The organism is Pseudomonas sp. TTU2014-080ASC, from assembly GCF_001446935.1.
GTDB lineage: Bacteria > Pseudomonadota > Gammaproteobacteria > Pseudomonadales > Pseudomonadaceae > Aquipseudomonas.
Map to the genome: position 1 here is coordinate 999530 of NZ_LKKK01000001.1, position 14511 is coordinate 1014040.

Here is a 14511-nt window from a genome sequence, read left to right on the forward strand (position 1 = left end):
CGTGATGGCCCTTTGACTGCAAGCGCGACTTTGCCAATACTCCTACCTGTCTGACGTCAAGGCCCTCATAAGGAACCGACACTTGAAGCTGGAACTCAAAAACAGCTTGTCGCTTAAATTGCTCCGGGTAGTGCTGCTATCAGCACTTATCGTTGGCGTGATACTGAGTTGCGCCCAGATCATTTTTGACGTGTACAAAACTCGTCAGACGGTTGCCAGTGACGCCCAGCGAATACTTGGCATGTTCAGAGACCCATCTACCCAAGCCGTTTATAGCCTGGACCGGGAAATGGGCATGCAGGTGATAGAAGGACTGTTCCAGCACGAATCTGTGCGTATTGCCTCCATCGGCCACCCGAACGAGCCCAAGCTCGCAGAAAAGACCCGCAATTTGTCAGACCTCCCGACCCGCTGGCTGACTGACCCCATTCTGGGCAAGGAACAAACCTTCTCTACTGAACTGGTAGGACGCGGCCCTTACAGCGAGTATTACGGCGACCTCAGCATCACCCTTGATACGGCCCAATACGGCCAGAGCTTTGTCACCAACTCAGTCATCATCTTTATATCTGGCGTGCTGCGGGCACTGGCCATGGGCTTGGTCCTCTACCTTGTCTACCACTGGCTTTTGACCAAACCCTTGTCGAAAATCATCGACCATCTGACCCATATCAACCCTGACCGCCCCAGCGAGCACAAACTGCCCATGCTGGCCGGTAACGAGAAGAACGAGCTGGGTTTGTGGATCAACACCGCCAACCAGTTACTCGCCTCAATCGAGCGTAACACCCACCTACGCCGCGAAGCCGAAGACAGCCTGTTACGCATGGCTCAGTACGACTTCCTCACCGGCCTGCCCAACCGCCAACAACTGCAGCAACAGCTGGATCAGATTCTGGAAGACGCTGGCCGTCTGCAACGCCGGGTCGCCGTCCTGTGCGTGGGGCTGGATGATTTCAAAGGGATTAACGAACAGTTCAGCTACCAGACCGGCGACCAACTGCTGCTGGCACTCTCGGACCGTCTGCGTAGCCACAGCGGCCGCCTCGGCGCGCTGGCGCGGTTAGGCGGTGACCAGTTCGCCCTGGTTCAGGCCGATATCGAACAACCTTACGAAGCCGCAGAGCTGGCCCAAAGTGTTCTGGATGATCTGGAAACACCGTTTGTACTGGACCAACAGCAGATTCGCCTGCGTGCCACTATTGGCATCACCCTCTTCCCGGAAGATGGCGACAGCACCGAAAAGCTGCTGCAGAAAGCCGAACAAACCATGACCCTGGCCAAGAGCCGCTCGCGCAACCGGTATCAGTTTTACATCGCCAGCGTCGATAGCGAGATGCGTCGCCGTCGCGAACTGGAAAAAGACCTGCGCGACGCCCTGGCCCTGAATCAGCTGCACTTGGTCTATCAGCCGCAGGTTGATTACCGCAACCACAGCGTGGTCGGTGTTGAAGCTCTGCTACGCTGGCAGCATCCACTGCACGGTTTTGTACCGCCAGATTTATTCATTCCACTGGCGGAACAGAACGGCACCATCATCCCGATTGGCGAATGGATTCTCGATCAGACCTGCCGCCAACTGCGCGAGTGGCACGATCAGGGCTTCACCGAAATGCGCATGGCCATCAACCTGTCCACTGTGCAGCTGCACCACGCCGAGCTGCCACGCGTGGTTAACAACCTGATGCAGGTGTACCGCTTACCGCCACGCAGTCTTGAGTTGGAAGTGACAGAAACCGGCCTGATGGAAGACATCAATACCGCCGCCCAGCACTTGCTCAGCCTGCGTCGCTCCGGCGCGCTGATCGCGATTGATGACTTCGGTACCGGCTATTCTTCGTTGAGCTATCTGAAGAGCCTTCCTCTGGACAAGATCAAGATCGACAAGAGCTTCGTACAGGATCTGCTGGAAGACGAAGACGACGCCACCATCGTGCGCGCCATCATCCAGCTGGGTAAGAGCCTTGGCATGCAGGTTATCGCGGAAGGCGTCGAAACCGCCGAACAAGAGGCCTACATCATTGCCCAGGGCTGTAACGAAGGTCAGGGCTACCTCTACAGCAAGCCACTGCCTGCCCGTGAGCTGACGCAGTTCCTCAAACAATCCCGACGCATTAACCACGCGATCAACCCCACCCCACTCTAAGTCCAAAGCCCGCGTACCTCGCGGGCTTTGGCTAAGCCCATGCGTTCAGCTGGCCAAGCCCACACTGCTGCACTTCACATCCTCAATTCTTCATATGAAAAACTTGTAATACCTTTTGCACCGAATGAAAATCTTTCGCATTATTACTAGGTAATCATTTAACCTAGAACAAATGTCCACAACACTTGGTTTCAAGGATCACATCATGCTTCGTATGCCACTGGCCTCTGCCAGCCTGCTAGCCATTGCCGTTGCCCTTGCCGGTTGCGGTGAAGATAAAGCCCCTGCTACCCAAGCCGCCGTTCAGGCACCGGCCACCACTGCAGCGCCAGCAGCAACCACTCAGGTGGATGAAGCAGCAGGCAAAGCCGTTGTCAGCCACTACGCCGACCTGGCTCTGGCCGTATTCAGCGATGCCGCCAGCACTGGCAAAGCTCTGCAGACTGCCATTGACGCTCTGCTGGCTAATCCGACTGACGACACCTTGAAAGCCGCCCGCGAAGCCTGGCTGGCCGCACGTGTTCCATACATGCAGACCGAAGTCTTCCGCTTTGGTAACGCCGTGGTTGACGACTGGGAAGGCCAACTCAACGCATGGCCGCTGGACGAAGGCCTGATCGACTACGTAGCTGAAGATTATCAACACGCTCTGGGCAACCCGGGTGCCAGCGCCAACATCATCGCGAACACTGAAATCCAAGTTGGCGAAGACAAAATCGACGTCAGCAACATCACTCCGGAACTGCTGGCCAGCCTGAATGAACTGGGCGGTTCTGAAGCCAACGTCGCCACTGGCTACCACGCCATCGAATTCCTGCTGTGGGGTCAAGATCTGAATGGCACCAACCCAGGTGCTGGCGAGCGTCCGGTTAGCGATTTCCTGACAGGCGAAGGTGCAACCGGTGGCAACAATGAGCGCCGCCGCGCTTTCCTCAAAGCTGCTACCGACCTGCTGGTAACCGACTTGGAAGAGATGGTTGCTCAGTGGCAGCCGGGCAAGGCTGACAACTACCGCGCTACTCTGGAAGCCGACAGCGTTGAAAACGGCCTGCGCAAAATGCTCTTCGGCATGGGTAGCCTATCTCTGGGTGAACTGGCCGGCGAACGCATGAAGGTGGCACTGGAAGCCAACTCCACCGAAGACGAGCACGACTGCTTCAGCGACAACACCCACAACTCGCACTTTTTCAACGGCAAAGGCATCCGCAACGTGTACCTGGGCGAGTACAAGAAGGTCGACGGCACCACACTGAGTGGTCCGAGCCTGTCCTCGCTGGTAGCCAAGCTGGACGCCGCTACTGATACCGCCCTTAAAGCCGATCTGGAAGCCACTGAAGCCAAACTTCAGGTTCTGGTCGACAGCGCCAACAATGGCAAGCACTTCGACCAGCTGATCGCCGCTGACAACAGCGAAGGCCAGCAGATCGTGCGTGACGCCATCGCTGCATTGGTTAAGCAAACCGGCTCGATTGAGCAGGCAGCTGCCAAACTCGGCATCAGCGACCTGAACCCGGATACTGCTGATCACGAGTTCTAAGCAACACCGATGTAAACCCAAAGCCGCAGCGCTCAAAAGGCCTGCGGCTTTGTTACCTGCAAGCCCGCGATACCCTGCTTATTGCGCTAACGCAGGACTCTTTCCAGAACGCACGGTTACCCTTGCCGTTCGATCTTCTGCTGTGGACTTTCCAGCATGTATGTCAAACAACGCACCGCTCTGCTCCTTTTAGCCTGCGTGTGTCTGAGCGCCTGTGATGAAGCGCCCCGTTTTACTCAGGCCGAGCCCGGTGAAAGCCTTTCCGGTGGCAGCACCACCGTTCTAAAGAAGGATCAGAACGCCTTCTCTATGCCTTCGGCCAACCTGTCTCCGGCACGTCGTCTGGACTTCAGCGTCGGCAACAGTTTCTTCCGCAATCCATGGGTCATCGCACCGACCACCACCACGGCCCGTGACGGCCTCGGCCCACTGTTCAACACCAACGCCTGCCAGAACTGCCACATCAAAGATGGCCGTGGCCATCCGCCAGGCCCGGACGCCAAGTCCTCGGTGTCGATGCTGGTGCGCCTGTCGATTCCGGCCAGCAGCCGCGACGCAGAAGTGCTGCTCCGCCAGGGTGTAGTCGCAGAGCCGGTCTACGGTACCCAACTGCAGGACATGGCCGTGCCAGGCATTACGCCTGAAGGCAAAGTTCGTGTCAGCTACAGCTATCAGACGCAGAGGTTTGCAGACGGTACCGAAGTGGAACTGCGCAAGCCGACACTTGATATCAGCAACCTTGGCTACGGCGATTTCCATGCCGACACCCAATTCTCCGCACGCATTGCCCCTCCAATGATTGGCTTGGGTCTGCTTGAAGCCATCCCTGAAGAGGCGATTCTGGCCAATGCTGACCCGGATGACAGTAATGGCGACGGGATTTCCGGGCGCCCCAATCTCGTCTGGGACCGTGCTCAGCAACGCAGCGTGCTCGGCCGTTTTGGCTGGAAGGCCGGTCAACCGTCGCTCAACCAGCAAAATGCCGATGCCTTTGCCAACGATATGGGGCTGACCAGCAGCCTGATCCCGCAGGACAACTGCACCCACGCACAGCCCGATTGCCTCAGTGCCGTAAATGGCGGTGAGCCGGAGGTCAGCGACAATATCCTGGCCACCGTACTGTTCTACACCCGCAACCTCGGCGTACCTGCGCGGCGCGACGTAGATAAGCCGGAGGTGCTGCAGGGTAAAAACCTGTTCTACAAGTCAGGCTGCCAGAGCTGTCATACTCCCACCTTTACCACGGCTGCCGATGCCGCCGAACCGGAGCTGGCCAATCAGAACATCCACCCTTACAGCGACTTACTGCTGCATGACATGGGTGAAGGTCTGGCAGATAACCGCTCCGAGTTTCTGGCTACTGGCCGCGAATGGCGGACACCACCGCTGTGGGGGATTGGCCTGACCGAACGGGTTAATGGCCACACCCAGTTTCTGCACGACGGCCGCGCCCGCAATCTGCTCGAGGCCATTCTCTGGCACGGCGGAGAAGCAGAGGCCGCCAAACAGTCTGTACTTAACATGAAGGCCAGCGAGCGCAGCGCGCTACTCGCCTTCCTCAATTCTTTATAAAGGAACCGCTCATGATCCGTTCAACCCTGGGCCTGACCCTGATCGCACTGAGCCTTGCAGGATGCAGCCCTAGCGATCCACATCAAGCCATCAGCAGCAAACTGACCGATGGCGTCATCATCCCGGCTTACAGCGCCTGGAGCGAAGCCGACCGTCAATTGGCTGCCAGTGCCAAGGCCTTCTGTGCAGGTGAGCAGACGCTGACCGAAGCGCGTCAGGCCTTCAGTAGCGCGCAGAGCACTTGGGCAGCTATTCAACCGGTGGTATTGGGTCCATTGGCAGAAGGCAACCGCGCCTGGCAGATTCAGTTCTGGCCGGACAAAAAGAACCTGGTGGCGCGCCAGGTCGAAGCGCTGGTCAAAGCTAAACCACAACTGACGCCAGCCGACCTCGACAAATCCAGCGTCGTGGTTCAGGGCCTGACGGCTTATGAATACCTGCTGTTCGACCCTGCCCTGAACCTCGAAGACAGCGCGCAAAAAGCCCGCTACTGCCCGTTACTCACCGCCATCGGTGAGCACCAACTGGCTCTGGCTGCGGATATTCTAGGCCAGTGGCAGAGCAAAGACGGTATCGCTGCTCAATTGAAAAACTTCCCCAACGAACGCTACGCCGAATCGCAGGAAGCCGTGACTGACATCCTGCGTACCCAGGTCAGCGCCATTGATGGCCTGAAGAAAAAGCTCGGCACCCCGCTCGGCCGTCAGAGCAAAGGACTCCCACAGCCGTATCAAGCCGAAGCCTGGCGCAGTAAAGCCAGCTTGGCCAACCTCGCTGCCAGTTTAGCCACGGCTGAACGCGTCTGGCTTGGCGCGGAGAACGACGGCGTGCAAACACTGCTGAGCGACAGCCAGCACGACCTTAAAGAGCGAGTTAAATCCGCCTTTGTCGATACCCGCACGCGTCTGGCCGATATCAAGGCGCCAATGACCGACCTGCTGGCAAGCGACGACGGGCGCAGCCAACTCAATGCCCTGTACGACAGCCTCAACAACCTGCACCGCCTGCTCGAAGGTGAAGTGGCGAAAACCCTGGGCATTCAACTGGGCTTCAACGCCCATGATGGCGACTGATTCATGTCTATCAATCGCCGAACTTTTCTGGGCCTGACCGGCCTGGCCATTGCCGCCGGCGCCATAGGCGGCTGGCAGTTTATGCAGCGTGGCAGTCACGGCCCGCTGCTACTGTCTGCGCGCAATGACAGCAGTGGCCGCCATCTGGCGGTGGGTTATCACCTTGACGGTAGCGAAGCATTCGCCACCGAAGTGACGGAACGCTGCCATGATGTGGTGCCACACCCAACGCAGCCGCTGGCTCTTTTTGTTGGCCGTCGTCCAAGCACCGAGAGCTACCTGATCGACACCCGCAACGGCCAGCTGCTGCAAACCCTCACAACCCCGCCTACACGGCACTTCTACGGCCACGCCATCTTCCACAAAGATGGCGAATGGCTGTACGCAACCGAAAACGACCTCTCCGAACCAGGCCGTGGTGTATTGGGCGTGTACCAGCTGCAAGGCAACCGCCTGGAGCGGGTTAATGAGCTGTCCAGCCACGGCCTTGGCCCGCATCAGCTGCTGTGGATGCCTGATGGTGAAACAATCGTTGTAGCCAACGGCGGCATCCGCACCGAGGCGGAAAGCCGGGTCGAAATGAACCTCGACGCTATGGAGGCCAGCCTGGTGCTGATGCGCCGCGACGGCTCCCTGATCAGCAAGGAGCAACTACCGGAGCAACAAAACAGCGTCCGTCACTTGGCCGTTGCCAGCGACGGCACCATCGTCAGCGGCCAGCAGTACATGGGTGAAGTAACCGACAGCGTGCAGCTGCTGGCCATCAAGCGGCCCGGCCAGGTGTTCCAGCACTTCCCGCTGCATCAGGCACAGCTGCAGATCATGAACCAGTACACAGCCAGCGTGGCCGTACACAGCGAGCTGCGCTTACTGGCCATGACTGCACCGCGCGGTAACCGCTTCTTTATTTGGGATCTGGATAGTGGAGCAGTACGCCTGGACACCCATCTGCCAGACTGCGCAGGAGTGGGCGCTGTGACCGATGGTTTCGTGGTTTCCAGCGGCATCGGCCGTTGCCGTCTGTACGACTGCCGCACCACTCAGGTCGCCAGTCAGGCCCTGCAATTACCTGCTGGCTTGTGGGACAACCACCTGCGCCTGGCATAAACCATGGACCGCGAGTGCCAACACGGCACTCGCCACAGTCCAGCCCCGCTTCATCGACCAAGCTGCTGCAATTAAAAACCCTGAAAGTGCGGCAATCTGTATTGACTGACAAGCGATCTGCAAAGAGCCGCAATAAGAAAAGATAAAGTAATAAGTGCTCTTTGACATCCCCAATCAGCTCGGAATAATCTGCCCTCTTGCCTAAAATTCGCGCCTCAAAAGCCTTACCAAGGATCTGGAATTATGTTGCTTCGCCGCATGCTCATCATGCTTGGACTCGTCGTCTTCGTCGTGCTCGTTTTGGCCGCCTACAAAGGCTACTCCGTCTACCAGCAGATCCAGATGTTCAGCGCTCCCCAGCCCGCGATCACCATTGAAGCGACCAGTGCACAAGCACGGCCCTGGCAAGGCCGCCTACCGGCGATCGGCACCCTTAAGGCTTATCAGGGCGTAGACCTGACTGTAGAAGTGGCGGGCACCGTACAGCAGGTACTGTTCAACTCAGGGGAAAAAGTCAGTCTCAACCAGCCGCTGATTCAAATGGAAAGCGCTGTCGAGCAGGCAAGCCTGGCCACCGCACAGGCAGACCTCGGCCTGACCCGCGTCGAATTCGAGCGCGGCCGTGCCCTGGTTAATCGCCAGAACATCTCCAAGAGCGAATTTGACCGCCTTTCTGCCAACTTGCAGAAAGCCAATGCCACCGTTGAACAACTGCAAGCGCAGTTGGCTAAAAAGCGCATCTTGGCGCCCTTCTCCGGCACCATTGGCATCCGTCAGGTGGACGTAGGCGACTATTTGTCCTCAGGCACGACCATTGCCACTCTGCAGGACCTGTCGAAACTGTATGTCGACTTTTTCCTGCCTGAGCAGGTTGTTCCACAATTGGCCATTGGCCAGAAAGTCCGCCTGAACGTGGCCGCTTACCCTGGCGAAGAGTTTGAAGGCGAGATCTCAGCGATCAACCCAAAAGTTGAAGACACCACCCGCAACGTGCAGGTCCGCGCCCTGCTGGACAACCCGGAAAGTAAGCTGCTGCCGGGCATGTTCGCCAACCTGAATGTGATCCTGCCAGATGACACCGCGCGCATCGTAGTCCCTGAAACCGCCATCACCTACACCCTATATGGCAACTCGGTGTACGTGATCGTCGAGAAGAAGGATGAGGACGGCCAGGTGGTTAAAGATGATGAAGGTGAAGTTCAGCTGGAAGTTGAACGCCGTTTTGTTGAGACCGGCGAGCGCCGCGATGGCCTGGTCATCGTGCATAAAGGCCTGAAAGCAGGTGAACAGGTGGTGACCTCCGGCCAGCTCAAACTGGACAACGGCTCCCACGTCCGCATTAGCAAGGCACCGGCTCAGCCAGCCGCCGAGTAACCCGCCGCTGGCACAAGGAACCTGACTATGGCTTTTACTGATCCCTTTATCCGCCGCCCGGTATTGGCGACGGTGATCAGTCTGCTGATCATCCTGCTGGGTTTGCAGGCCTTCAACAAACTGACCATCCGCCAATATCCGGCCATGGAAAACGCCCTGATTACCGTCACCACCGCCTACCCCGGTGCCAACGCGGAAACCATTCAGGGCTACATCACCCAGCCCCTGCAACAAAGCCTGGCCAGTGCCGATGGCATTGATTACATGACTTCGGTCAGCCGCCAGAACGTCTCGGTGATTTCCATTTACGCCCGTATCGGCGCCAACAGCGACCGACTCTTTACCGAACTGCTGGCCAAGGCCAACGAGGTAAAGAACAAGCTGCCGCAGTCCGCCGAAGACCCGGTCCTGAGCAAGGAAGCGGCAGACTCCACTGCGCTGATGTACATCAGCTTCCACAGTGACCAGCTGTCTAATCCGCAGATCACTGATTACCTGTCCCGGGTGATTCAGCCCAAACTGGCCACCCTGCCGGGCATGGCCGAGGCGGAGATTCTCGGCAATCAGGTCTTTGCTATGCGCCTGTGGCTGGACCCGGTCAAAATGGCGGCCTACAACGTCACCGCTGCGGATGTGAACAACGCCGTACGCCGCTACAACTTCCTCGCTGCTGCCGGTGAGGTTAAAGGCGAATATGTGGTCACCAGCATCAATGCTGAAACTGATCTGAAATCCGCCGAAGCCTTTGCCGCGATCCCGGTTCTGACCCAAGGCGATAGCCGTGTGCTGCTGCGCGATGTGGCGCGGGTTGAAATGGGCGCAGAGAGTTACGACGCAATCAGTTCGTTTGACGGTATTCCTTCCGTCTACATTGCCATCAAGGGCACGCCAGCTGCCAACCCGCTGGATGTGATCAAAGAAGTGCGTGGCGTGCTGCCTGAACTTGAAGCACAACTGCCGCCGAACCTGAACGTGTCCATTGCCTACGACGCCACCCTGTTTATCCAGGCCTCCATCGACGAAGTGGTGAAAACCCTTGGCGAGGCAGTGCTGATCGTCATTGTTGTGGTGTTCCTGTTCCTCGGCGCGTTCCGTTCAGTTGTGATTCCAGTCGTGACCATCCCGCTGTCGATGATCGGCGTGCTGTTCTTTATGCAGCTTATGGGCTACTCCATCAACCTGCTGACCCTGCTGGCGATGGTGCTGGCAATCGGGCTGGTGGTGGATGATGCCATCGTGGTGGTGGAGAACATCCACCGTCATATCGAAGAAGGCAAAACGCCCATCGACGCAGCCCTAGCGGGTGCACGGGAAATTGCCGTGCCGGTGGTATCCATGACCATCACCCTGGCAGCCGTGTATGCGCCGATTGGATTTATGGAGGGTCTTACCGGCGCACTGTTCAAAGAGTTTGCTCTGACCCTGGCCGGCGCGGTGATCATCTCAGGCATCGTCGCTTTGACGTTGTCGCCGATGATGTGCTCCAAGCTACTGCGCCATGAGGAAAACCCTTCTGGCCTGGCGCACAAACTCGATCAGATTTTCGACAGCCTGAAACAGCGCTACCAACGGGCACTACGCAGCACCATGGATACACGCCCGGTGGTGATCGTGTTTGCGGTGATCGTCATGTGCCTGATTCCGCTGTTCCTCAAGTTCACCAAAAGTGAACTGGCCCCTGAAGAGGATCAGGGCATCATCTTTATGATTGCCAACGCGCCGCAAACCACCAACCTCGAATACCTGAACAAGTACACCGACGAGTTTGTCGCAGCGTTCAAATCCTTCCCTGAGTACTACTCATCATTCCAGATCAACGGCTTCAGTGGTGTTCAGTCAGGTATCGGCGGCTTCATGATGACGCCGTGGAACGAGCGCGAGCGCAGCCAGATGGAGTTGCTGCCAGAGGTACAGCAGCGCCTGTCTGAGATCGCCGGTCTGCAGATTTTCGGCTTTAACCTGCCGTCACTGCCGGGCACCGGTGAAGGCTTGCCCTTCCAATTTGTGATCAACACGCCGAACGATTACGAGTCACTACTGCAAGTGGCAGACAAGGTCAAAAAGCGCGCCGAAGAATCCGGCAAGTTCGCCTTCCTCGACGTCGATCTAGCCTTCGACAAACCCGAAGTGGTGGTGGATATCGATCGCGAGAAAGCCGCACAAATGGGCGTCTCCATGGAAGACATCGGCCTGACACTTGCCAGTCTGCTGGGCGAAGGCGAAATCAACCGCTTCACCATCGACGGCCGCAGTTACAAGGTGATTGCCCAAGTGGAGCGCCCTTACCGGGACAATCCGGGCTGGCTCAACAGCTACTACGTGCGCAGCGAAAGCGGGCAGATGCTGCCGTTGTCGACGCTGGTTAAAGTCTCTGACCGTGCCCGACCGACCGCGCTTAACCAGTTCCAGCAACTGAACTCGGCAATCGTTCAGGGCGTTCCGATTGTGAGCATGGGCGAAGCCATCGATACCATTACCCAGATCATGCGTGAAGAAGCACCTGTAGGCTTTGCCTATGACTTCGCCGGAGCTTCCCGTCAGTTGGTTCAGGAGGGCAATGCGCTGTACGTCACTTTTGCTCTGGCACTGGCGCTGATCTTCTTGGTACTGGCCGCGCAGTTCGAGAGCTTCCGCGACCCGCTGGTGATCATGGTCACTGTACCGTTGTCGATCTGCGGGGCCCTGATCCCGCTGTTCCTCGGCTGGTCGAGCATGAACATCTACACACAGGTGGGCTTGGTCACACTGATTGGCCTGATCACCAAGCACGGCATTTTGATCGTCGAGTTCGCCAATCAGCTGCGCCGGGAAAAGGGCCTGTCCCGCCGCGAGGCAGTGGAGGAAGCTGCCTCGATCCGACTGCGTCCAGTACTGATGACCACTGCCGCGATGGTCTTTGGCATGGTGCCGCTGATCATGGCCAGCGGCGCAGGTGCTGTGAGCCGCTTCGACATCGGTTTGGTGATCGCCACCGGTATGTCCATCGGTACGCTGTTCACCCTGTTCGTCTTACCCTGTGTGTACAGCTTGTTGGCCAAGCCGGATACTGCGCCTAAGACGCACTAAACAAAAAAGCCCTGCACATGCAGGGCTTTTTATTGAAACGCGAGACGGCTTTAATCCGGGCAAACTGATCTCAGCTTTGCGGCCCCATGCCTTGGGCCAAGCCAAACATGAACAGCAACAGATCCTGATCGGTGCTCGCTTGGGTCAGAATTCGTGCCTTGCCCGGCACCGGGCATGAATTAGCAGAAAAATGACTGACAACCTGCGGGCGTGGCTCGTGCCACGCTGCGGCGGCTACTGAGGCTACGCAGCAAGCCGCAAGGAAGAAAATACTTCGCGCAGCGCTTGAGTTCATGACCGCAACCTCTTGAAAAATTTGGGCATCACGCTTTTATGTTAGGCCACAAGAAAATTCGTTGTTCAAATTTCGACCAACGGGCATGACCGCGCTAATACCCAAGACTAACAGAAACGATCGCATCAGGATCAACCCCATCAAATCATTAAGCCCTGCAATACCTGCAGAAAGCACATCCCCCTATCCTACGCACACCGCATGACTCCATTCAGAACCTGTTTAGCGGGCAATAAAAAACCCCGTGACAACGTCACGGGGTTTTCTCAGCAGTCCAGGCCACATACATGACCTGGCAGGTTGCCGGGTGGCTTACATCATGCCGCCCATGCCACCCATACCGCCCATGCCGCCCATGTCAGGCATTGCAGGCTTGTCTTCAGCCACTTCAGCGATCATCGCTTCGGTGGTGATCATCAGGCTACCGATGGAAGCAGCAGCTTGCAGCGCAGTACGGGTTACCTTGGCTGGGTCGAGAATACCCATCTCGATCATGTCGCCGTAGGTGTCAGTTGCAGCGTTGAAGCCGAAGTTGCCTTGGCCCTGCTTCACTTTGTCGACCACTACGCTCGGCTCGCCGCCAGCGTTGGAAACGATCTGACGCAGCGGAGCTTCAACAGCACGGCGCAGCAGAGCGATACCGACGTTCTGATCAGCGTTGTCGCCTTTCAGCTCGCTGATGGCCTGCAGAGCGCGAACCAGCGCAACACCACCGCCAGGCACCACGCCTTCTTCAACGGCCGCACGGGTAGCGTGCAGAGCGTCTTCAACGCGGGCTTTCTTCTCTTTCATTTCAACTTCGGTACCGGCACCGACTTTGATCACGGCAACACCGCCAGCCAGTTTGGCCAGACGCTCTTGCAGCTTCTCTTTGTCGTAGTCGGAAGAAGTTTCTTCGATCTGCTTACGGATCTGAGCAACGCGGGCTTCGATATCAACCTGCTGACCAGCACCGTCGATGATGGTGGTGTTTTCTTTGCTCAGAACAACGCGCTTGGCGTTACCCAGGTGCTCCAGAGTAGCGCCTTCCAGGCTCAGACCTACTTCTTCGCTGATCACAGTACCGCCAGTCAGGATAGCGATATCCTGCAGCATGGCCTTACGACGGTCGCCGAAGCCCGGAGCTTTAACAGCAGCAACTTTAACGATGCCGCGCATGTTGTTCACAACCAGAGTAGCCAGCGCTTCGCCTTCTACGTCTTCTGCAACGATCAGCAGCGGACGACCAGCTTTGGCAACCGCTTCCAGAACTGGCAGCAGCTCACGGATGTTGGAGATTTTCTTGTCAACCAGCAGGATCAGCGGGCCATCCAGCTCGGCGACCATGGTGTCCGGCTTGTTGATGAAGTAAGGGGACAGGTAGCCACGGTCAAACTGCATGCCTTCTACAACAGACAGTTCGTTTTCCAGGCCCGAGCCTTCTTCAACGGTGATAACGCCTTCTTTACCCACTTTTTCCATGGCTTCGGCAATGATGTCGCCGATGGAGCTGTCGGAGTTAGCGGAGATGGTACCTACCTGAGCAATCGCCTTGGTGTCAGCGCATGGCTTGGCCAGTGCTTTGATCTCGTTAACGATAGCGATGGTGGCTTTGTCGATACCACGCTTCAGGTCCATCGGGTTCATGCCAGCGGCTACAGCTTTCAGACCTTCGTTAACGATAGCCTGAGCCAGAACGGTTGCAGTGGTAGTACCGTCACCGGCAGCGTCGTTAGCCTTGGAAGCAACGTCTTTAACCAGCTGAGCGCCCATGTTTTCGAACTTGTCTTTCAGTTCGATTTCTTTGGCAACCGAAACACCGTCTTTGGTAATGGTCGGAGCGCCGAAGCTCTTGTCCAGAACAACGTTACGGCCTTTCGGGCCCAGAGTAGCTTTTACTGCGTCAGCCAGTACGTTAACGCCGGTGAGCATTTTCTTACGGGCGGAATCGCCGAATTTAACTTCTTTAGCAGCCATGATGGTTATTCCTTAATTCGTTCAGATAGAGCGGAATTCGTAGCGACTTGCGCTGAAATCAACCTTCGAGGACAGCGAGAATTTCGTTCTCGCTCATCACCAGCAGGTCTTCGCCGTCGACCTTGATGGTGTTGCTGCCGGAATAGGGACCAAACACCACCTTGTCACCGACTTTAACGGCCAGAGCACGTACTTCACCGTTGTCCAGCACGCGGCCAGTACCTACGGCGACAACTTCGCCACGGTTCGGCTTTTCAGCAGCGGAACCCGGCAGCACGATGCCACCAGCGGTTTTCGATTCTTCTTCGCTGCGGCGGATAACGACGCGGTCATGCAGAGGACGAAGCTTCATTGTCGATCTCTCCTAGATAAGTGTTTACATAGA

10 protein-coding genes are annotated in these 14511 nt (G+C 57.2%); 7 read left to right on the forward strand and 3 right to left on the reverse strand.

Annotated elements, in window-relative coordinates:
• The first annotated feature begins 82 nt into the window (after positions 1-82).
• From AO726_RS04555 to AO726_RS04585, 7 genes are all read left to right on the forward strand, one after another.
• Positions 83-2146 (forward strand): putative bifunctional diguanylate cyclase/phosphodiesterase, encoded by a 2064-nt coding sequence (locus AO726_RS04555; RefSeq protein WP_058066848.1) that lies wholly within the window; start codon positions 83-85, stop codon positions 2144-2146.
• Between the two features lie 205 nt (positions 2147-2351).
• The gene (locus AO726_RS04560; protein ID WP_058066849.1) at positions 2352-3683 is read left to right on the forward strand and encodes an imelysin family protein; all 1332 of its coding nucleotides are present in this window, start codon (positions 2352-2354) and stop codon (positions 3681-3683) included.
• A 156-nt stretch (positions 3684-3839) separates the two neighbouring features.
• Complete coding sequence (locus AO726_RS04565) at positions 3840-5255, forward strand: di-heme oxidoreductase family protein (RefSeq protein ID WP_058066850.1); 1416 nt, start codon at positions 3840-3842, stop codon at positions 5253-5255.
• Positions 5256-5266: 11 nt separating this feature from the next.
• A complete protein-coding gene (locus tag AO726_RS04570) occupies positions 5267-6328 on the forward strand; it encodes an imelysin family protein (RefSeq protein ID WP_058066851.1) in 1062 nt (353 codons plus the stop codon).
• A 9-nt stretch (positions 6329-6337) separates the two neighbouring features.
• Entirely contained in the window at positions 6338-7435 is a 1098-nt protein-coding gene (locus AO726_RS04575) for a DUF1513 domain-containing protein (protein ID WP_058067096.1), read from the forward strand.
• 243 nt (positions 7436-7678) lie between these two features.
• Entirely contained in the window at positions 7679-8809 is a 1131-nt protein-coding gene (locus AO726_RS04580; RefSeq protein ID WP_058066852.1) for an efflux RND transporter periplasmic adaptor subunit, read from the forward strand.
• Between the two features lie 27 nt (positions 8810-8836).
• A complete protein-coding gene (locus AO726_RS04585; protein WP_058066853.1) occupies positions 8837-11875 on the forward strand; it encodes a multidrug efflux RND transporter permease subunit in 3039 nt (1012 codons plus the stop codon).
• A gap of 70 nt (positions 11876-11945) precedes the next feature.
• Here the strand turns inward: AO726_RS04585 and AO726_RS04590 are convergent, their stop codons facing one another.
• The 3 genes from AO726_RS04590 to AO726_RS04600 all read right to left on the reverse strand — a co-directional run bounded on the left by AO726_RS04590 (position 11946) and on the right by AO726_RS04600 (position 14478).
• A complete protein-coding gene (locus AO726_RS04590) occupies positions 11946-12170 on the reverse strand; it encodes a hypothetical protein (RefSeq protein WP_058066854.1) in 225 nt (74 codons plus the stop codon).
• Positions 12171-12482: 312 nt separating this feature from the next.
• On the reverse strand, positions 12483-14126 hold the full coding sequence (groL, locus tag AO726_RS04595; RefSeq protein ID WP_058066855.1) for a chaperonin GroEL: 1644 nt from the start codon (positions 14124-14126) through the stop codon (positions 12483-12485).
• Between the two features lie 58 nt (positions 14127-14184).
• The gene (locus AO726_RS04600) at positions 14185-14478 is read right to left on the reverse strand and encodes a co-chaperone GroES (RefSeq protein WP_058066856.1); all 294 of its coding nucleotides are present in this window, start codon (positions 14476-14478) and stop codon (positions 14185-14187) included.
• Between the last annotated feature and the right edge of the window lie 33 nt (positions 14479-14511).